This is a genomic window from Ruegeria sp. HKCCA4008 (genome assembly GCF_013033125.1).
Taxonomy (GTDB): Bacteria; Pseudomonadota; Alphaproteobacteria; order Rhodobacterales; family Rhodobacteraceae; genus Ruegeria.
The window spans coordinates 16,509-36,314 of the sequence record NZ_WQDM01000016.1 but is presented as its reverse complement, the minus strand read 5'-3'; the positions used below and the strand labels follow the sequence as shown (position 1 = coordinate 36,314).

The following is a 19,806-nucleotide window of genomic DNA, read 5'->3' as shown; positions in this document are numbered from 1 at the left end:
CGCTGATCGAGGCCCTGATCAACCAGGAGCTCGGCGAACCCTTCCGCCGCGACGCGATGAAAAAACCCGTCGCCGTCGCAGGAATCTCGGCCGAAGACATGAAAACTCAGGCCGAACTGTAATCTGATCCTGCCCCCACCCGGGCCGAATACGGTGCGGGTGGGGGCAGGCTTTGCCCAAAAGGCAGCTCAAATATTGCAAAGGAAGTAAGATGCAGGCGTTGAGTGCATCCAACTCGCCGTGGCTTCGGGCACGGTCTTTCGTTCGTTTGAACGGGCACGGTTTCCTTGTTTCCGTGGTTGTTGCCGTCGCAGCGAAGTTCTTGTCCGAACATTATGGTGCCCCGGCGATGCTGATGGCCCTGTTGCTGGGCATCGCGTTCCATTTCCTGGCCGAAGACGATGCCGGTGACTGCAAGGCCGGAATCGAATTTACCGCACGAACGGTTCTGCGTTTTGGCGTTGCGCTGCTTGGGGCGCGTATTTCCGTTGAATTGATGATGAGCCTTGGCGCTGATCTGATTGCCGTTGTGATTGCCGGTGTGATACTCACGATCCTGTTCGGGCTTCTTGGCGCGCGTCTTTTGGGCCGTGGTTGGCGCTTTGGGGTGCTGACGGGGGGATCGGTTGCGATCTGCGGTGCATCGGCCGCGATGGCCTTGTCGGCCATTCTGCCCAAAAACGAGCATTCGGAGCGGAACCTGGTTTTCACAGTACTGTCGGTTACTGTTTTGTCGACAATCGCGATGATCGCCTACCCGATCCTCACCGAGACTTTCGAGTTCAACGACGAGGTTTCAGGGGTCTTCCTGGGCGGAACGATCCATGATGTCGCGCAGGTTGTCGGGGCCGGGTTCTCGGTTTCGGACCAAACCGGTGAGGTGGCGACTTTGGTCAAGCTGATCCGTGTCGCCATGCTGGCCCCGGTGGTTCTGGTCATCTCGTTTCTTGTCCGGCGCCACGCGGAGTTCAGCGAGGAAGACGGCAAGCGCCCGCCCATTTTGCCGATGTTTGTCGTTGGCTTTCTGATCTTTGCCGTCCTGAATTCAATGGGCCTGATCCCCGAAGTGGTCGCGTCGGCCATGGCCGATCTCAGCCGGTGGGCGCTGCTGGTGTCGATTGCGGCAGTGGGCATGAAAACGTCGCTCAAGCGGATTCTGGATGTAGGCGGGCAGGCCATCGTCCTGATCGTGGCCGAGACGATCTTCATCGCTGCTCTGGTTTTGGCGGGTGTCTACCTGTTTCATTAGAGGATGGCGGAAATCCAAGTCCAGCACGTGACCGACCATCGGCCGGTCACGTCATTTCGCACCAACTACATGACCAGCAAGAGAGTATGACCTCATGACGACACAGGTACTCAATCTTTTCGATGAGCCCGCAACACGCAGCGAAAGGCGTTTGGCCGATCTTCCCGATCGCGTTGTCGAGGGTGATCCGCATCACAAGATTGGAATGCACTTCACCAGCCCGGATGGGCAATTGTCTGCCGGGACCTGGACGTCTACGCCGGGAAAATGGCACGCGTTCACGGACAAGGACGAATATTGCTATATCGTCAAAGGCCATTGCGCCCTGATCCACGAAGACGGGACCCGTCAGGATTTTCGCACCGGGGCCAGCTTTTTGATCCCCAATGGCTTTCGCGGCTATTGGGAAGTCGTGGAAGAAACGACCAAGCACTTCGTGATCCGAGATTGCGCGCCCGACGCATGATCCGATCCGTGAATGAACCTGAGGCGGCGTGAACCGGCATGCCTCAGGCGCGTCATTGGCTTTTCAGCGACGGGTCTGGTCAAAGCTGATCGTCAGTTTTTCCGCCGTGGGTATTGACTGGCAGGTCAGGATTTCTCCGGCTTTGATGTCTTTGTCTTCCAGCGCCATGCGCGCCCGCATATGAACTGTGCCGTCGGTCAGTTTGGCCCGGCACGCGCCGCAAACTCCGGATTGGCAGGAATACGGTGGCTTGAGCCCCGCTGACTGCGCTGCGTGAAGAATGGCCTGTCCCTTGGAAACCGAAATGAGGTGTCGGGTGCCTTCCAGCGTCAGTTCAGCGGTTGCGTCCACCCCGTCAATCCCCGTGTCCAGATCCGGCGCAGCACCATAGCTTTCCATGTGGATGCGGTTCTGGGGAACATCAATGGACATCAAGGCCGATTTGACGGCCTGGTTCATATCGCCCGGACCACAGATATAGTACCGCGCGTCCTGGGCGTAAGGTGGATACTCGGCGATCAACGCTTCGATTGCGGCCTTGTCGATTGTACCTTGCCGCCAGTACTCGGCGCTGGACCACCAGCCGGGTTTCGAAAAGACATGGTTGATTGTAAAACGTTCGGGATGCGCTTGCTGAAGCACGCTCAGTTCGTGCTGCAACAGGATGCTCTTGGCGTTTGTGTTGCCATACACCAGATGCGCGACTGAATGGGGCTCGGCTGTCAAAGCCGAGTTCAGCATTGCAAAGAGCGGAGTAATGCCAGAGCCCGCGCCAAAAAAGTAATGGGTGCGCCGCGCCGTTTCGTCGGGGTCCAGGCAGAAACTGCCAAATGGCGGCATGACGTCAATGGTTTGCCCTTCCTGAACAGTGTCGTTGATGAAGTTGCTGACACGGCCACCCTTGACCCGTTTGACGGTGATGCGAAGCGGATCCCCGGAGTAAGGCGAACTGGAGATCGAATAGCTTCGACGGTGCTCTTCGCCATCAATATTGAAACGAACGGACACGTGTTGGCCCGGCCTCCAGGCGAATATGTCCATCAGGCGGTCAGGGACCTGGAACATGACGGTCTTTGCCACGCCATCCAGTTCAACTCTGGTCCCGCAAACGCGCAATGGGAAAAAATCACGCGGGTTCATTTCCCTTCCCCCAACCATTGCAGAACAACTTTCTGGTGCTCGATGACGGGGCTTTCACCGTTTGCTGCCGGACCTGCTTCAAAATACGGAGAATGCAGGGACTTCTGCTGCTGCTCGCACGCGTAGATGTCTTCGCCGGTAAAATCACCGGCAACCATCGGGTCATCTTCGCCCATCGCGTCATTGGCTTCGTATTTCCCGGTAATTCCAAACGTGGCCCAGAAAGAGGACGACTTCATCGACTGTTTGGTGAATTCCCATTCCGAGCTATGGGACACCCGCCCACGGTTGTGAACTCGCGTTAGTTCCGGGCCAAGGGGTTCGACAATGAAGATATTCCAGCCGTCTTCCGAAGCGGCCAGACCAATCCCCGGGAACAGCATCGGCACCCAGGCGCCGTTCATGTCTTTGGGGATGACGCGCGGGGCGGTCAGTTTGCTGTCCTGATCTTCAAGAAACTCCGCCACGGGCGGCTCCCAAAACATGTAATGAGGTCCTTCCCAGTGGAATTCGGCGGATTTGTGGTCATACATCTGCAGCGTATTCGAATGCAGATGGCTCAGGTGGTAAACGTCGATGTAATTTTCGACGACAACCTTCCAGTTGGCCTTTATCTCATAGCTGGTGTTCAGGTCTTCGTACTCGATCAGCTCTTCCGGTACGTGCGGGCCGATATGGGGTTCGACGGGGCCGAACCATTCGGCGATGGAAGGCGCGTCGGGGTCCGGATGGACGAAAATCATCGATTTCCAGATATCGACCTTGGCGGGTTTCAGGCCAAGGCAGGACTTGTCGACCTTGCCATATTCCTCGTGCTCATCCGGCACCGAAATCAGATTGCCTTCAAGATCGTAGGTCCAATCGTGATAAGGACAGGTCAATGCTTTTTGCGTTTTGCCAACCGCGCGGATCAATTGGGTACCGCGATGGCGGCAGATGTTATGGAAGGCGCGCAGGCGACGATCGCGCCCCATGATCACGAATATGTTGTTGAGTCCGGCCTGCACGGCGATGAACTGGCCGGGTTCACTGACATCCTCTATAAAACCGGCGTAGCGCCAGGTTTTGGAGAAGATCTCGCGCATTTCCCGGTCGAACCAATCCTGGCTCGTGTAAGCTTCGACCGGCAAAAGGTGCAGCATGGGTTTCATTTGAGCCTCTTGTGAAGGAATTTTCAAAACGTTTGGGGGAGAAAGTCGATGGCGATCATCGACAGGCCTAATGCGACCCAGGCGAGTTGGATCAGCCAAAACAGGATGGGGTCCTCATCCCGGGTTACGTCGGTCAAAAGCAAAGCGTGACCGGAATAGAAATTCGGGATTGTCCAGAACATGAAAAGAAGCCCCCACAACGTCTGATAGCCAAGTACCGTCGTCACCATCAGCGCCGCGAAGGTGATGTAGTTCAGCTGTCGCTTGCGTGTCATGGTTCTTGCTCCAGGCCATTGAACAGCGCACGCGCGGCCTGTTCGGCCTGAGTTTTCCAGACATTCGGCATATCCAGAGGGGCCAAAGACGTCGCGTTGAAATAAAGCGCCACAATGCCATGAGCGGCGGTATTGACCTTTGCGGCATCCACATTCGGGAAATCCGCGCGCAGTATCGCAGCAATCGTAGTTTCAAAGGCAAGCAGAGCCTCTCGACAAGCCCGGCGAAGCGAAGCATCCTCGACCGCCCGCGCGGTGAGTGCTGCGAAGGCAAGTACCATATCCGGTGACGTCTGGTTCATGTCCGAGAACAGAAGATCGATCAGATGTCTTGATTTTCCCGACGCCGGCAAGCCTGCAACGAGCGCGTCAGACTGTTCCGAAAAACTTTTCAGAACATAGTCTTGCAGGGTCGTAATCAATTCATCCCGATTGCCCAGGTGATGCCGGATCAGAGGCCGTGTCAGGCCCGCCTCCTTGGCTATTTGCGAAAGCGATGCACCATCAAGGCCATATCTCGCAACACATCTGACCAGAGCCTGCATAATCTGCTCATAACGTTCATCACGATTTGAGGGGCGCCCGATCATGTTATTTCCAGTATTTCAGCTTTAGGTCTGCGGTTGCACCGGTGCCGACGGCGACAGCGGCATCCGCGAATTCCGGCGGTAGACCGCTCCGATCCATGCCGCCAAAGGCGTACCCTTCGGTTGGGACATCCTTCTCGGTATCCAGGTTGCTGTCGCTGTTCTCGTCGTGAATCGCGGCAATCGTATAGGTGCCAAGCGGGAGATTGTGAAAGGTGACCGAGGCCTGGCCTTTGACAGCAGGAATGGAAGCCAAGGCCGCCGCGTTCGCCACGTCCATGGCCCTAAAAGATTTTGAGTCATCGAACACGGCAATGATCAAATCACCCTCTGCATTGCGCACGTCCTGCACCGTTGCAGTAAGAGTTTGTGCGGATGCCCCGAGGGTTGAAGCCAGTGTCATTACAGATGCGACGACCAGTTTGCTAATCGGCATGATATATCCTTTGCTGTCAACACTGACAGTAAATAGGGTGCGCGCAATTAACTGTCAATAGTGACAATTATTCACCCGATTTCCCTGAGCGTGTTTTTTTGCATTGAACCAAGCACGACGTATCAGCCCAACGCCGACAAGGATCGGAGAAAAGGGATAAAAATATCCTAAGACGGCTTTCCAAAGCTACTCGGGCAAGACTTGCCTCATGTAGAGATGACGCATGACCATTGGCGTCAAGTACATCGGGATTTGATACGCCCCGATGAAGGCCATGATGGGTGCGGTGACCTCGGGCGGCAAAGCAACGAAGAAAATCGCGATGTTTCTGTTTCCCGCGATCAAAGAGACAGCGGTTGCTCTGGCTGCCGGCAGACGTCCTCGGGTAATCCGGAACGAAATGAATTGTGCTCCGAAATTGGCCAGACAGGCGAGCGCGATCCAGAAGGCCGCGACGGCCGGGCTTTTCAGCGCAGTGGTGCTGACGGAAGGCATCAGGCCGATGACAAAAACGGCCAAGGTGATTGTGCCCAACCCTTCCAGATTCACCAATGTGGAGCGTGTTGGTGAACGCAACCAGACGCGCCGGACAACAATGGCGGCGCCGGTTGTGCAGAGTATCGTCAACAGCAGTTGCAACCCGGCCAGCAGAACAGAGTGAATGCCGCCCAGTTCAGGCATGAGCAGGAACACCGGAAACGCTGTCAATGGCAGCAGGGCGGTCCCAACCACCATCATTCGCATTGCGTGTTCAGGTGGGTAGCCCATCATCAAACACATGTTCGGACTGCCGGAAATCGAGGGCGCAGCCGCCATGATGAGTAGGGACAGAAGCACCGGCGTTCCGGTCCATCCCCCAACAAATCCGATGGTCAGAATGATCAGCGGCATCACGAATTGAAACCCGATGACGGTGAACGCGACCTTGTGCAGATCGCTCAACGATCCAAGAATGGTTTCGGGGTCCATTCTCAGGACGGTGACGAACAGCAACAACACGACCAGGGGCGGCAGCAGGCCTCGCATGGGCTCGGCCAAACCCGGCAATAGAAGACCCGCCGCCAATCCGGCGACCAGAACACGGGGCCCGTGACGGGCCGCCAGATGGAGCAGGTTCAAGGCCGTTTTACCCGCCCGGGCTCTGACGCAAATTCTCGGGCAGCCAGGTGGCGAGCTCGGGGAACCAGATGAGGATGAAGACCATCAGCACCATGATCAGGAACATCGGGATCGCAGCGCGTGCGATATAGCTCATCTCATGGTTGGTCATGCCCTGCATCACGAACAGGTTGAACCCGATCGGGGGTGTGATCTGCGCCATTTCAACAACGACCACGATGAAGATCCCGAACCAGATCAGGTCAATGCCAGCGTCGCGGATCATTGGTTCCACCACGGCCATGGTCAGCACGACGGAAGAAATCCCGTCAAGAAAACAGCCCAGAATGATGTAGAACACCAGCAGGACCATAAGCAGTTCGAAACGGGTCAGTTCCCAACCTGCAATCAGATCGGCCAGCCCGCGCGGCAGGCCGGTGAAGCCCATGGACAGCGACAGAAACGCCGCGCCAGCAAGGATCAGGGCGATCATCGCGCTGGTTCGCGTGGCGCCCATCAGGCTTTCGGTGAATGTCTTCCAGTTCAAAGACCCCTGACCTGCCGCCAACAACAGGCCGCCGATCACCCCGAAAGCCGCAGCTTCGGTCGCAGTGGCATAGCCCAGATACATTGAGCCGATGACGACCGTGATCAGAAGGATCACAGGCAACAAAAAGCGAGAGTTTCTGACTTTCTCGGAAAAGCTCAGCTTGCCCTCGACTTCCGGGGTCCAATCTTTGCCCAACTTGGAATAGATCGCGACATAACCCATGAACATCGCTGCCAGCACCAAACCGGGAAGGATGCCGGCAAAGAACAGCTTGGTGATCGATTCATTGATCGTCACCCCGTAGACGATCAAGGTCAAAGACGGCGGGATCATCAGCCCCAGAGTGGCCGCGCCGGTCAACGTGCCGATGATCATCCGTTCGGGGTAATTGCGCTTGCGCAGTTCGGGGATCGACATCTTGCCGACGGTGGTCAGCGTTGCCGCCGACGAACCTGAGACCGCCGCGAAGACGGTACAGCCCACGATATTGGTATGCACCAAACCGCCGGGCAGGGGGGCCATCCAGGGGGACAGCCCTTTGAACATGTCTTCGGACAATCGCGTGCGGTACAGGATTTCGCCCATCCAGATGAACATGGGCAGGGCGGTCAGGGTCCACGATGACGACGCGGACCAGATCGTCGTGATCATCACGTCGCCCACGGGGCGTGTCGTGAACAGCTCCATCCCGACCCAGGCGACCCCCATCAGGGCCAGGCCGACCCAGACGCCGGTCCCGAGCAACGTGAACAGAACAAAAAGGAAAAGGATGATGACAGACAGGTTTTCCATGCGTCTATTCTCCGTGGCTCTGGTCGGCCAGATCGCGGACAATGCGATGGTCACCTTTGAACAGGACGTGGATCAGGTGATCCGTCAGCGCGATGGCCAGGATCACGGCTCCGATCAGCATCGCGGATTGCGGAATCCACAGCGCGGTTCTGTCCTGACCCTGGCTGATGTCGTTGAACTTCCAGCTCCAATAGACGAAGCGATAGGCATACCAGCAGAAATACCACATGACGGCCGTGCCGATGGTGAAACACCAGATTTCAAGGACACGCCGCACGCTGTCCGGTACCGCGTTCAGAAGGATCGAAACCCGAATGTGGCTGCCCCGGTTCAACGCATTGGCAAAGGCCAGAAAAGATGCCGCCGCCATTGCATAGCCGGCATAGTCGGGCGCTCCGGGAAATACTTCACCGGTCCAGCGGGCCAGCATCTGCACGACGATCAGCAAAAGAATGGCAATCAGGCTGACCGCCGCCAGTACCCCCGCTGCAAGATAGATGAAATCCAGAACGGACCGAATCCCCCGCAATACCGCCATGGCGTCCCCGCTTTGTTATGATTGGATGGAAAACAGGCGACGCAATGCAGCGCCGCCTGCCTCGAACGGTTACTGAGAGGCGTTGAACGCGTCGACGATGGCTTTGCCTTCGTCGCCGGCGGCTTCCAGCCATTCATTGGTCATGGTCACACCAATCTCTTTCAGTTCATTCGTCATCTGCTCGGATGCCGGACCGACGGTCATGCCACCATCACGCAGACCTTGCAGAGTAAAGCCGGTATATTCCTTGGCGCGCCAGTTGCCCGCGTATTCCGCCAGCCCTGCGCAGGCCTTGATGACGTTCTTGTTGGCGTCGGACACGCCCGACCAGACATCCGAATTCACCATCACGTAGTTGCGCGGCAACCAGGCATCGACTTCGTAGAAATAGTTCAGGCTTTCCCAGACCTTGCGGTCATACCCGGTCGATCCCGAAGACACCATCGACTCGGCGACACCCGTCGCAAAAGCCTGACTGATTTCCGCCGCTTCGATCGTCACCGGCAACATGCCCGTCAGCTCGGCCAGTCGCGAAGTCGCGTTGTTGTACGAACGGAACTTGATGCCCTTCATGTCGGCGACCGAGTTCACCTCATTCTTGAAATACAGCCCCTGCGGTGGCCACGGTACAGCATAAAGCAGCGTCAGGTTCTGCTCTGCCAATACTTTTTCGATAGATGGCTTGGCGGCCTCCCAAAGCTTGGCGCTGTCGTCGAACGAGGTCGCAAGGAACGGGATCGAATCGAAACCGAACAACGCGTTCTCATTCTGGTGGCCGGACAGAAGGCGTTCGCCGATCGGGGCTTGCCCGGTCTGGATTGCGCGTTTGATATCGGCACCTTTGAACAGCGAGCCGGATGGATGCGTAACGATTTCGATCTCACCGCCGGTTCCGGTCGTTACACATTTGGCGAATTCCGCACCGGTGGCCGAATGGAAGTTCGACGCCGAATAGGCCATCGGCATGTCCCATTTTTCGGCCAAGGCCGGTGCTGCCGCGGCAGCAGTCAAAGCGGTTGCTGCCAGAAGGTTTGTCAGTGTTTTCATCGTTTTCTCCCTATCGAGTTTTGAAATACCGATGTTCTTCATCGGTCTGTTCTTATGTTGCAAAGCGCGACGGCGCGTAGACGCTTACGTCGGTGTTCGGGGTTCTGCCCGCGATCATCTGCGCCAGAAGCCGTCCGGTCTTTGGCCCGCCTGTCAGGCCGATGTGATGGTGCCCAAAGCCCATATAGGCCCCTTTGACTCCGGGCACGTCGCCTATGATCGGGATCGAGTCAGCCGGGGCCGGCCTGTGCCCCATCCATTCCACTTCCTCCTTCCATGTTATGCCCGGAAAAGCGGCCCGGGCATTCTTTCGCATCAATTCAAACGGCGCGCGCGAGGGCGGTGCGTCCAGCCCACCGAACTCCACGATACCCGCCAAGCGTATGCGCCCATCCATGGGCGTGGCAACAAACTTGCCCGAAGCCACCATGACCGGGCTGCGGGGCATGGCAGAAGGTGCCACCAATTCAAGATGATAACCGCGCTCGCTTTCAAGAGGAACAGAAACCCCCAGTCGCTTTGCCAGCGGCCCCGACCAGACGCCAGCCGTGACAATGGCGGTGTCGCAAGCGATGGTCTCACCATCCGCGCGCACACCGGTAACACGGCCGCTCTCGCGGGTGACATCTTCGACATTGGCGCGGATGATCCGGCCGCCGCCGGCCTCGACATGGGCGGCCAGATCTTTCACGTACCGCCCGGGATCGGTGATATGACCGTGGTTTGACAGCTTGGCGGCGAAACCGATATCCGGGCTGAACACGGGGTCATAGTCGTGAAACGCCTTGCCCTCCAGTTCTTGCCAGTCAAAGCCGTTCTTCCGTCTTATTCCCCAGCCCAACGCATCTTGTTCAAAATGGGCCCGGTTCTCGTAGAGAAACAGATAGTCGCTGGGCACGATCCACTTTTCAGCACGCGTGCCTGTTGCCAATGCCTTGTGATCATTCAGGCTGTCGCCGACGATCGGCGTCAGCGCCGCCGCGATCCGTTCAACGTCTGCCACGTTCGCGTGGCTCAGATATTGCCGGAGCCATGGGAGCAGCTTCGGCAAATACCCCCATTTCAAAAACAGCGGCTGCGACGAGCTCAGCAACATTTTGGGTGCTTTGCCAAGCAGTCCGGGAACCGTCACAGGTATGATGGAACAGGACGCCAGCACACCGCCATTGCCATGAGACGTGCCTTCACCCGGTCCGGCCTTGTCGAACAGGATCACGTCGTGCCCATCCCGTTGCAGCCAGACCGCGGCCGACACGCCTACGATACCGGCGCCGATGATGGCTATGGTTTTCTTGTCACTCATTCTGAAACCGCCTTGGCCACTGCGTAATGGTTCAGCTTGGCCACCTCGGGCCTGCCGCCAAGCCCGGGGCTTTCTGGCACGCAGACCTGTCCGTTCTGGATCCGGAAGGGTTCTTCCAGAATGTCTTCTTTCAGGAAATAGGACGCCTGATAGAATTCGCAGCCCAATGTGATCTCGGGCGTTGCGGCAATCATATGGGTGCCGGCAAGATGGGCCAGGCCGGCCTCGAACATGTCCCCGCCATATGCCGTCAGACCATGCGCGGCCGCGATGCGGGCGACCGTTTGCCCGCGGGTCAGGCCGCCAGACTTCATTATTTTCACCGACACACCATCGCAAATACGTTCACGCGCGGCGCGTTCCATATCTTCGGGGCCAAAGACGCTCTCATCGGCGAGAAGGGGAGTATCGGTCATTTGGCGCAGCTTTGCCATCATGTCGAAATGGTGGGCGCGAACCGGCTGTTCGATGAAATCAGGATTGAACTGGGCCACGTCCCGCACCCGCGCCGGGGCGTCCTCGATGTTCAGCCCCTGATTGAAATCCACGCGGACCGAGAATTCAGGACAGTTCTGCGCCAGATATTCCAACCTCATGATGTCAAAGGCGTGATCCTTGAACCCGGTCTTGAGTTTGACAATCCGCACGCCGTCCTCTCGCAACCGCGCCAGCAGGTCTATGTCCTGGGAAAAGTCCGGGTTGGCGATGGAACAGCTGAGCGGAATGGTGTTGCGGCAGCGACCGCCCAGCAAAGACCAGACAGGGATGTCGCTGATACGGCCGGCCAGATCCAGCAGCGCGGTTTCCAGCGCGGCCTTGGCCTCGGTGCAATGCGCCACTGCACAGGCCGCGCGCGCCATGATGGCTGACCGGTCGCCCACGCGGGCGCCAAGAACAAGGGGGCGTAGATATCGATCCAGTGCCGCAAATGTCGCTTCCGGGGTGCCGGTGAACACCGACCAGGGTGACGCTTCGCCAAATCCCTGTGTGCCATCCTCGGATGCCAGTCGCAGCATGACGACTTCGCAGGCGCCTTCGACGGATCCTATACCGTGATCCCGGCGGGACGTGACCGGAAGCTTCAGGTGCCAAAGGTCGTAACCGATGATGTTTTGTGACAGATCGTTCATTCCGCCCCCTGTGGTTGAGCGAAAGCCTGCCTTGACGAGCATATCATTTCAAATACTATATCTTCGACAGTTCATCAGAAAAAATGATGCGGTAATCCATGTCCCTGCGCTTTCGCCAGCTTCAAGCGTTTCACGCCATCATGGAAACCGGAACCGTAACCGGTGCGGCGTCGGTACTTGGGATATCACAGCCTGGTATCAGCAATCTGTTGGCTCAGTTGGAACGCGAAGCGCGACTGCCTCTATTCGAGCGCAACAAGGGCCGTTTGCTGCCCACCCCGGAAGCCGAGCTGCTGTTCCGCGAAGTCGACACGGTTGTGCGTGGGCTGGATCATGTGGCGCAGGCTGTGACGGATTTGCAGAACAAACATCCCGGTCAATTGCAGGTTGCGGCACCGCATCTTCTGTCATTTGGTTTCATGCCGCGCGAGATCGCTCGTTTTGCCAAAAGCCGCCCCAACCTGTCCGTCAGTTTCCAGTCGCAGTATTCATCCAAGATTCAGGAATGGGTGATTTCAGGCCTGTTTGAAATCGGCATCGTCGAGATGCCGATCCTGCACGACACTCTGAATTATCAGGTGTTTCAATTCGAAACACTTGCGACTTTTCCAGAAGACAGCCCCTTGGCGGATTATGACGTTCTGACACCGGAAATATTGGAAGACGAGCCCTTCATCGTGATGGGTCCGGAACATCAAACCCACCGTCGAACCCGTGACATCTTTCAGGCATCCGGGCGCACGTGGCGGACACAGATTCACACGCACCTGTCCGAGAACCTGCTGAGTTTTGTAAAACAGGGCATGGGTGTTGCGATGATCGATCCCTTTACCGTGACGTTCGATGGTGAGAGCGGGTACAAGACCCGCCCGTTCAGGCCATCCGTCATGCTGGATCTTGCAATCATCACCGCAAAGGGGCGCCCCCTGTCCACGATTGCGCAGGAATTTCTGGCCCAGCTGACCCCGTCGATTGCCTCTTACGCAACCCATTCCGACACAGGTGCAGCGGCCTCGTGAAGCTGCTGCGAATGGATGTCGACCAATGTGGGGCCATCATGTTCGACGGCCTGTTTCAGCACCTTCGTCAAGTCCTCAGGGTCTTTGACCGTCCATGATTTCACTCCGAAGGCGGCTGCGACGGCGGCGTGGTCGGTCCGGTTGAAATCAACGTTGTAATAGCGTTGATCAAACCCAGCATCCTGACCCGCCTTGATCCATCCGAAGACCGAGTTCGAGAAAACGATCGAGGTGATCGGCATTTTGTGTCGGACCATCGTTTCAAATTCACCGCAGGTGAACCCAAACGAACCATCGCCCATGACAGCCAGGGTCTTGACCGAGGGCCGACCGACATGTGCACCCATGGACGCCCCTAGAGAATAGCCCAGTGCTCCATGTGCGCGATTTGTGATGAAATGCCGCCCGGGTTGCCGCCAACGGTAATGCGCGCTGAAATAGGGGCAGGGGGTACCGGGATCAGCGACCACAATCGCATCGTCGTCCAGAATGTCCATCAGGGACGCCATGACGGCCTCGGGCCGTATCGGCGTTTCCCGACTTGCAGCCAAGGGGGCAAACGCCGCCGCCTTGGCCTGCCACGCGGCGCGGGCCTTGGTTGTGCCGCCTTGACCGTTCAGGTCTTGCCGGTCCTCCAGCGCTCGGGCCAATGCCTCCAGCGCGAGGCGGGCGTCAGCGCAGATCGCCACTTCGGTCTGATAGTTTGCGCCGATCACCATGGGGTCGCTGTCGATGTGAATGATCGTGGCGTTGCGCCCGGGGCTTCTCCACCTTTCGGTCGTGACCGAACCGGCGCGGCACCCGATGAACAGGACGACATCAGCCTGATCCACCACGGCGCGTGTCGCGGGGATGCCGCCGTTCGATCCGACGACACCCAGGGCCAGAGGATCGGTTTCGGCGATGGAACCTTGGCCTGAAACGGTTGTGGCGACGGGCATGTCCAACAAACCAGCGACACGGCGCAACGCATCGGTCGCGCCGGACAGAACCGGGCCGCCGCCACAGACCGCGACGGCGGATGTGGCCCGGGCAAGGATGGCTGCGGCCGCTTCGATGGCATCCGGATCTGGGGCAGCCCGTTCGGCGGGATAGCTGCGATGCCGGTCATCGGCCCAGATTTCCGCTTCGTCCACCTGTGCCTTCTGCGTATCAAACGGCAGTGCCAGATGGGTCGCGCCGGGTGTTCCCGTTGTCATCGCCCTGAACGCCGCACGGACCATGGCCGGAAGCCGGGCAGCATCATCCAGAGACGCGTTCCACTTCGTCAGCGGGCGGAACAACGCCGGCTGATCCAGTTCTGTCAAAGGGTATTTCCCGCGGCTGGTCGTCGCCACATCAGAGGTGATCGCCAGGATTGGAACCGAACTTTCATTGGCCTCGACCACACCCGGCAGAATGTAGGTCGCGCCACCGCCGGAAGGGCCTTCGCAAACGCCGGGCCTGCCTGTCACGCGTGCATAGCCATCCGCCATGTAGGCGGCGTGCCGTTCGTCGCGGGTCAGAATGTGCTGAATGCCGTGATCCATTCGGGCGAGTGCGTCATAGAACGGCAAGGTGGTATCGCCGCACAGGCCGAACATATGCGTCACGCCATGCGCCTCGAGCATACGCACCATCGCCTCGGCTCCGGTCAGGTAGTTCGTCCCTGTCATGGTTCGCGATTCCTTTGCGCTGAAATTGTACACATAGCTGTATACAAGTTTGCATATTGATTTCAAGAATTGAGTGTGGCACCTGTGAATCAACCGAAGAAGGGCATTGTTTATGGCGGGTCCACGCGTCGATGATATCTATGATCAGGTCAAAGCGATGGCGGTGTCCTTCCGCCTGCGCCCGGGTGACCGCCTGAACGAGGTCGCCCTGTCCAGGGATCTGGGCGTCAGCCGCACGCCGTTGCGAGAAGCGTTGAACCGTCTGGTTGCCGAACGGCTGTTCGATTTCCGCCCGGGGCAAGGGTTCTTTTGCCGTCCCTTGGATGCGCAAAGCGTGTTCGACCTTTTTGAACTGCGCCAGATCATCGAATCCGCGGCGGCCCGATCCGCCTGTGCCAGGGCGACGGATGAAGACCTGCAAAAGCTGCGTGATGAGCTTTATGAAACGGGTATCGACATCACCGGCCTGACGATCGAAGAGGCAGTGGCCCGGGACGAAGCGTTCCATCTGGGGATCGCAAAGCTGTCAGGGAACATGGAGTTGTTGCAAACTCTGGCGCGGATCAACGAGCGTATCCGCTATATCCGCTGGATTTCCATGAGCATGGACCGGGTGCAGAAGTCCAAGGACGAACATAAACACGTCATGCAGGCCCTGCTGGATCGGGACGCGGACGAGGCGGCCCGGGTTCTGGCGGCTCATATCACAAAACGAATGGATCAGGTTCAGGACGCAGTGCGCCACGGGATTACCAGCATCTACATGGAAGGGGCCGAAGACATCTCGACCCGCATTATCGAGGAGGCACAGGGATGATCGCGCAGGGCGGCAAGTCCATTTACGGCGCATCGGTGGGAATCCTCATGCTGGACGCGCAATTCCCAAGAATTCCCGGTGACATGGGCAATGCGCAGACATGGCCGTTTCCGGTGCTGTACCGCATCGTCCGGGATGCCTCGCCTGATCGGGTGGTCCGGCATCGGGCCGAAGGTATGCTCGAGGTCTTCATCGACGCCGCGCAAGAGTTGGTCAAAGACGGCGCGGATGGCATAACAACCAATTGCGGGTTCCTGTCCCTGTTCCAGAAGGAACTGGCCGAGGCCGTTCCGGTTCCCGTCGTCACCTCGTCCTTGATGCAGGTCGAAATGGTGAATCGTATCCTTCCCAAGGGAAAGCGCGCGGGCATTCTGACCATTTCGGCCTCCACCTTGACCAATGACCATCTTCAGGCTGCCAATGTCCCCTTGGACACGCCAATCGGTACAACCGAGGGTGGGCGGGAATTCACCCGCGCAATTCTTGGCAATGACTCGCGTCTGAATGTTGAAAAGGCCCGGGAGGACAATGTTGAGGCCGCGATCGCGTTGGCCTCGGACAATCCCGAACTTGGGGCAATAGTTCTGGAGTGCACGAATATGTGCCCCTATGCGCCGGATATTCAACAGGCGACCGGGCTGCCGGTGTTTTCGATCGTGTCCTTCGTGACCTGGTTCCAGGCCGGTCTTGTTCCGCCGGTGTACCGAAGCTGACCTCTGGCCTTTCATCAAGACGGGTTGTGTTGGCCGCAGGCAAAACTCAAGCCAGTGTTAGATCACCGGGTATCGAATTTCGGATTACGCGCTCTGCATTCGGCAGATCGTTCGACTGCGCACGGTCCTTGGCGGCATTGGCGTCCAGACCATGGCCGATCCATCTGTTGGTCAGGCGGGTTTCGAGTGTTTTCAGATCGGTGTCCAGAAATACCTTGAATGCCCACAGTTGGTGAAGGTCCGACCAACCCGGCTCGTTCAAGAGAAGGTAATTGCCCTCAACCAGAACAACGCGCTGATCCGCCGTGATCATGGACCGCGCGGCAATGGCCAGATCCAGTTCCCGGTCAAACGCGGGTATTGCGACTTCTTCTTCCGCGCGCAATCGATCAAGCAACGCATGAAAGCCGGCAAGATCAAAGGTTTCAGGAGACCCTTTGCGGTTCAGCAGGCCGCGATCCTTCAAGATCACGTTGTCATAGTGGAAGCCGTCCATGAAAACCAGGCCGGTCGCGATGCCGCGCAGGTTGAGCTCTTTGGTTGCAAGGCCCGCCGCGGTCGTTTTCCCCGATCCCGGCGGCCCGGCAATCGCGACAAGATGCCGGTCTTGCAGCGGCGGCAAGGTCTGGACGGCATCCGCGATTTTGGTTGCAAGCGCCTCGGGGGTGACAAGTTTACCCGTCACGCGGCCTGATCCTCGGCCGGCGGTTCCTTGGCACCGGTCATGAACGCCACCGCGTCGGACATCGTGTAATCCTTGGGATCAACGACGCAGAGGCGTTTGCCAAGCCGATGCACATGAATTCGATCGGCGACCTCGAAAACATGTGGCATATTGTGGCTGATCAGGATGATCGGAATGCCGCGAGACTTCACGTCCAGGATCAGTTCAAGAACGCGCCGGCTTTCCTTCACGCCCAATGCGGCGGTTGGTTCGTCCAGGATGATGACTTTTGATCCGAATGCCGCGGCGCGAGCCACCGCAACACCCTGACGCTGACCCCCGGACAGTGTTTCAACGGCTTGATTGATGTTCTGGATCGTCATCAGGCCCAGTTCGCTCAGCTTGTCGCGGGCGAATTTCTCCATCGCCGGGCGGTCGAGCATTCGGAACCATGATCCCAACGGCCCTTTGCGCCGAATCTCGCGCCCCATGAACATGTTGTCGGCGATCGACAGGGCGGGGGACATCGCGAGTGTCTGGTAAACCGTTTCAATGCCGGCTTCACGCGCGTCGATCGGCGAGTGGAAATTCACTTTCCGACCTTCCAGCCAAACATCACCTTCATCCGGCACCACCGCGCCTGAAATCGCCTTGATCAGTGTTGACTTGCCCGCGCCGTTGTCGCCGATCACGGCCAGAATCTCGCCCGGCATCAAATCGAAATCGCACTGATCCAGCGCCGTCACCTTGCCGTAGCGCTTCACAAGGTTCCGTCCTTTGAGAATAGGTTCCATCAGGCTGCCACCTTTCTGATCCACTGGTCGACCGCGACCGCTGCGATGATAAGGATGCCGATCAACAGGAACGTCCATTGCGCATCAGCGCCCAGCAACCGAAGCCCAAGCGTGAAGACCCCGACGATCAACGCTCCGAACAATGATCCGAGAATGGACCCGCGGCCACCGAACAGGGATATGCCCCCGATCACGACCGCCGTTATGCTTTCAATATTGGCCAACTGGCCAGACGTCGGAGACACGGACCCGATCCGACCAATCAGAGCCCATCCCGCGAAAGCGCAGATCAGCCCGGACAGCATGTAAACCGACATCAGCGTGCGATGCACATTGACGCCAGACAGCTCGGCGGCTTCCGGATCATCACCGACCGCATAGACATGCCTTCCCCATGCGGTGTGACGAAGGGCGTAGGAAAGCCCGAGGATCAGCACCAGCATGAAGATCACGCCGACGGTGAATACCGCCCCGCCCAGGTTGAACTTGGCCCCGAAAACTTGCAGAATCGCGGCGTTTTCTTCGATCTCCTGCGACCGGATGGTTTCGTTCTGAGAATACAGGAAGTTCGCCGCAAGAACGATTTGCCACATGCCAAGCGTCACGATGAACGGCGGCAGTTTGATGCGGCTGACCAGATACCCGTTCACCGCACCGATTGCGGTGCCAACGAAAAGGCCGCAAACAATCGCGACCGTTGGCGGCAGCCCATATCGGAACGTGAACTGTCCCATGACAACCGACGACATCACCATTATTGCTCCGACGCTCAGATCGATACCGGCGGTCAGGATAACGAGGCTTTGCGCCGCCGCCACGATCCCGACGATCTGAACCTGTTGCAGGATCAGGGTCAGCGCGAATGGCGAGAAGAACTTGGAGCCCAGTAAGGCCCCGAAAATGACGATGGCAGCCACAAGAACGATCAACGGCACCAGAGAGGGGTTCACATGCAGAAAATGCTGAACCGTTCCGACAAACCCGCGGTGGTGATCGTCAAATTCGGCAATCTGTTCCGGGCTGCCTTTTGCAGCGGCTTCGAAGTCGTCTGATCGCGGTGAAGTATCGGACATAAAGGTTCCCCCAAAGCATCAGATTACTGACGACTTTAGCAAGTTTTCGGGCGAATGGGTGGTTTGAAAAGCGGAAGGCCGCCCTCTGCGGCCCTCCGGGTGGTCAGGTTAACCCCAGCAGAGGTCCATGCCTTCTTTGACCGAGATCGACTCGACGCCTTCGGCAGGCTTGTCCGTTACAAGCGCCACGCCGGTGTCAAAGAAATCCTTGCCAGGCGTGTTTTCAGGCTTCACGCCTTCGTCCGCCCATTTCTTGACGGCCTCAACACCCAGCGATGCCATCAGCAGCGGGTATTGCTGCGACGTCGCGCCGATAACACCATCGGCAACGTTTTGGACACCCGGGCAGCCTCCGTCCACGGAAACGATGAGCACGTCATTTTCGCGCCCGATGGCTTTCAGCGCCTCGTAGGCGCCTGCCGCGGCAGGCTCGTTGATGGTGTGAACAACGTTGATCGTCGGATCCTTGGCCAGAAGGTTTTCCATCGCGCGGCGACCACCTTCTTCGTTGCCGGCGGTGACATCACTTCCGACCAGTCGTGGGTCATCTTCATCACCGATTACGTTCGGGTCCGCCAGATCGACACCAAAGCCTTGCAGGAAACCCTGATTGCGCAGCACATCCACTGTCGGCTGACTGACGGCAAGATCCAGTGTCGCAATTTTCGCGTCGTTGGCCGCGTCGCCCAGCGTGGCTTTGGCCCATTGTCCAATCAGCAGCCCGGCCAGGAAATTGTCCGTGGCAAAGGTCGCGTCAGCCGAGTCAATGGGTTCCAGCGGCGTATCCAGAGCGATAACCAGAACACCTGCATCCCGCGCCTGCTTCACCGCCGGTACGATGGATGAAGTGTCCGAGGCCGTCAGCAGAATGCCCTTGGCGCCGTCCAGAATGCAGGTCTCAATGGCTTGCACCTGCGTTTCATGGTCACCGTCAACTTTGCCCGCAAAGGCTTTGAGAGTCATTCCCAGCTCTTCCGCCTTCGCTGTCGCACCTTCCTTCATTTTGACAAAGAACGGGTTGGTGTCCGTCTTGGTAATCAGACAAACGGTTTCGCCTTCCGCCATTGCACTGCCAGCCATGGCAGTAACCCCGAGCGCAGCAGCACCCGCAAGTCTTGCAAGTTTCATCGATTATCCTCCCAGTTTTTCCTGTGCCGAACGGGCACCAGGGCGATCAGGCAAAAACCCTGATCCCATAAGAAACAATCACAAGATTCGAAATTCGAGTCAATAAATAAATCACTCTTATTTATTATTGACAGAGCGTGCGGGCTTTCTCATTCTTCAGCAGGAAAGGGGTGGTCGTGCC

Annotated in this window: 21 protein-coding genes; 5 read left to right on the top strand and 16 right to left on the bottom strand. The window is 57.9% G+C overall.

Going from position 1 to position 19,806, the window contains the following annotated elements; translation table 11 throughout:
- Nucleotides 1-211: 211 nt before the first annotated feature.
- Together GOW60_RS20580 and GOW60_RS20575 are read left to right on the top strand one after the other, a co-directional pair.
- Complete coding sequence (locus GOW60_RS20580) at nt 212-1,249, top strand: YeiH family protein (protein WP_171230751.1); 1,038 nt, start codon at nt 212-214, stop codon at nt 1,247-1,249.
- Between the two features lie 94 nt (nt 1,250-1,343).
- Entirely contained in the window at nt 1,344-1,715 is a 372-nt protein-coding gene (locus GOW60_RS20575; RefSeq protein ID WP_171172697.1) for a cupin domain-containing protein, read from the top strand.
- 63 nt (nt 1,716-1,778) lie between these two features.
- On the opposite strand, the gene GOW60_RS20570 is transcribed toward GOW60_RS20575, so the two are convergent.
- From GOW60_RS20570 to GOW60_RS20520, 11 genes are all read right to left on the bottom strand, one after another.
- Nucleotides 1,779-2,855: a 2Fe-2S iron-sulfur cluster-binding protein gene (locus tag GOW60_RS20570; RefSeq protein ID WP_171230750.1), complete on the bottom strand. Its 1,077-nt coding sequence runs from the start codon at nt 2,853-2,855 to the stop codon at nt 1,779-1,781.
- Nucleotides 2,852-3,997 carry an aromatic ring-hydroxylating dioxygenase subunit alpha gene (locus GOW60_RS20565; protein WP_217355658.1) on the bottom strand — a complete coding sequence of 382 codons (1,146 nt, stop codon included), beginning with the start codon at nt 3,995-3,997 and terminating at the stop codon, nt 2,852-2,854. The genes GOW60_RS20570 and GOW60_RS20565 overlap by 4 nt, the downstream gene beginning before the upstream one ends.
- A gap of 32 nt (nt 3,998-4,029) precedes the next feature.
- Complete coding sequence (locus GOW60_RS20560) at nt 4,030-4,281, bottom strand: hypothetical protein (protein ID WP_152460440.1); 252 nt, start codon at nt 4,279-4,281, stop codon at nt 4,030-4,032.
- Nucleotides 4,278-4,871 carry a TetR/AcrR family transcriptional regulator gene (locus GOW60_RS20555; RefSeq protein WP_171230748.1) on the bottom strand — a complete coding sequence of 198 codons (594 nt, stop codon included), beginning with the start codon at nt 4,869-4,871 and terminating at the stop codon, nt 4,278-4,280. The genes GOW60_RS20560 and GOW60_RS20555 overlap by 4 nt, the downstream gene beginning before the upstream one ends.
- Before the next feature lies 1 nt (nt 4,872).
- A complete protein-coding gene (locus tag GOW60_RS20550) occupies nt 4,873-5,304 on the bottom strand; it encodes a DUF2141 domain-containing protein (protein WP_171230747.1) in 432 nt (143 codons plus the stop codon).
- A 186-nt stretch (nt 5,305-5,490) separates the two neighbouring features.
- On the bottom strand, nt 5,491-6,423 hold the full coding sequence (locus GOW60_RS20545) for a hypothetical protein (RefSeq protein WP_171230746.1): 933 nt from the start codon (nt 6,421-6,423) through the stop codon (nt 5,491-5,493).
- A gap of 7 nt (nt 6,424-6,430) precedes the next feature.
- On the bottom strand, nt 6,431-7,744 hold the full coding sequence (locus GOW60_RS20540; protein ID WP_171230745.1) for a TRAP transporter large permease: 1,314 nt from the start codon (nt 7,742-7,744) through the stop codon (nt 6,431-6,433).
- A 4-nt stretch (nt 7,745-7,748) separates the two neighbouring features.
- Nucleotides 7,749-8,282, bottom strand: coding sequence for a TRAP transporter small permease (locus GOW60_RS20535; RefSeq protein WP_171230744.1), 534 nt, complete (start codon nt 8,280-8,282; stop codon nt 7,749-7,751).
- 69 nt (nt 8,283-8,351) lie between these two features.
- Nucleotides 8,352-9,329 (bottom strand): TRAP transporter substrate-binding protein, encoded by a 978-nt coding sequence (locus GOW60_RS20530; protein ID WP_171230743.1) that lies wholly within the window; start codon nt 9,327-9,329, stop codon nt 8,352-8,354.
- Nucleotides 9,330-9,381: 52 nt separating this feature from the next.
- Nucleotides 9,382-10,632, bottom strand: a complete 1,251-nt coding sequence (locus tag GOW60_RS20525; RefSeq protein WP_171230742.1) for an FAD-binding oxidoreductase — start codon at nt 10,630-10,632, stop codon at nt 9,382-9,384.
- Entirely contained in the window at nt 10,629-11,762 is a 1,134-nt protein-coding gene (locus tag GOW60_RS20520) for an enolase C-terminal domain-like protein (protein ID WP_171230741.1), read from the bottom strand. The genes GOW60_RS20525 and GOW60_RS20520 overlap by 4 nt, the downstream gene beginning before the upstream one ends.
- Nucleotides 11,763-11,860: 98 nt before the next feature.
- Between GOW60_RS20520 and GOW60_RS20515 the strand changes: the two genes are divergently transcribed.
- The gene (locus GOW60_RS20515; RefSeq protein ID WP_171230740.1) at nt 11,861-12,781 is read left to right on the top strand and encodes a LysR family transcriptional regulator; all 921 of its coding nucleotides are present in this window, start codon (nt 11,861-11,863) and stop codon (nt 12,779-12,781) included.
- On the opposite strand, the gene GOW60_RS20510 is transcribed toward GOW60_RS20515, so the two are convergent.
- The gene (locus GOW60_RS20510) at nt 12,742-14,436 is read right to left on the bottom strand and encodes a thiamine pyrophosphate-binding protein (RefSeq protein WP_171230739.1); all 1,695 of its coding nucleotides are present in this window, start codon (nt 14,434-14,436) and stop codon (nt 12,742-12,744) included. The genes GOW60_RS20515 and GOW60_RS20510 overlap by 40 nt on opposite strands.
- Nucleotides 14,437-14,548: 112 nt before the next feature.
- Here GOW60_RS20510 and GOW60_RS20505 point away from each other — a divergent pair, with 112 nt between their 5' ends.
- Both GOW60_RS20505 and GOW60_RS20500 read left to right on the top strand, forming a co-directional pair.
- Nucleotides 14,549-15,253 (top strand): GntR family transcriptional regulator, encoded by a 705-nt coding sequence (locus GOW60_RS20505; RefSeq protein ID WP_171230738.1) that lies wholly within the window; start codon nt 14,549-14,551, stop codon nt 15,251-15,253.
- Complete coding sequence (locus tag GOW60_RS20500) at nt 15,250-15,966, top strand: aspartate/glutamate racemase family protein (protein WP_171230737.1); 717 nt, start codon at nt 15,250-15,252, stop codon at nt 15,964-15,966. The genes GOW60_RS20505 and GOW60_RS20500 overlap by 4 nt, the downstream gene beginning before the upstream one ends.
- Before the next feature lie 46 nt (nt 15,967-16,012).
- Here GOW60_RS20500 and GOW60_RS20495 read toward each other — a convergent pair whose 3' ends face one another.
- The 4 genes from GOW60_RS20495 to GOW60_RS20480 form a co-directional block, all read right to left on the bottom strand.
- Nucleotides 16,013-16,651: a hypothetical protein gene (locus GOW60_RS20495; RefSeq protein WP_371813402.1), complete on the bottom strand. Its 639-nt coding sequence runs from the start codon at nt 16,649-16,651 to the stop codon at nt 16,013-16,015.
- Nucleotides 16,648-17,424, bottom strand: a complete 777-nt coding sequence (locus GOW60_RS20490; protein ID WP_171230736.1) for an ATP-binding cassette domain-containing protein — start codon at nt 17,422-17,424, stop codon at nt 16,648-16,650. The genes GOW60_RS20495 and GOW60_RS20490 overlap by 4 nt, the downstream gene beginning before the upstream one ends.
- Nucleotides 17,424-18,497, bottom strand: coding sequence for an ABC transporter permease (locus tag GOW60_RS20485; protein WP_171230735.1), 1,074 nt, complete (start codon nt 18,495-18,497; stop codon nt 17,424-17,426). Before GOW60_RS20485 ends, GOW60_RS20490 begins: the two co-directional genes overlap by 1 nt.
- Before the next feature lie 108 nt (nt 18,498-18,605).
- Nucleotides 18,606-19,625, bottom strand: coding sequence for a sugar ABC transporter substrate-binding protein (locus GOW60_RS20480; protein ID WP_171230734.1), 1,020 nt, complete (start codon nt 19,623-19,625; stop codon nt 18,606-18,608).
- Nucleotides 19,626-19,806: the final 181 nt, after the last annotated feature.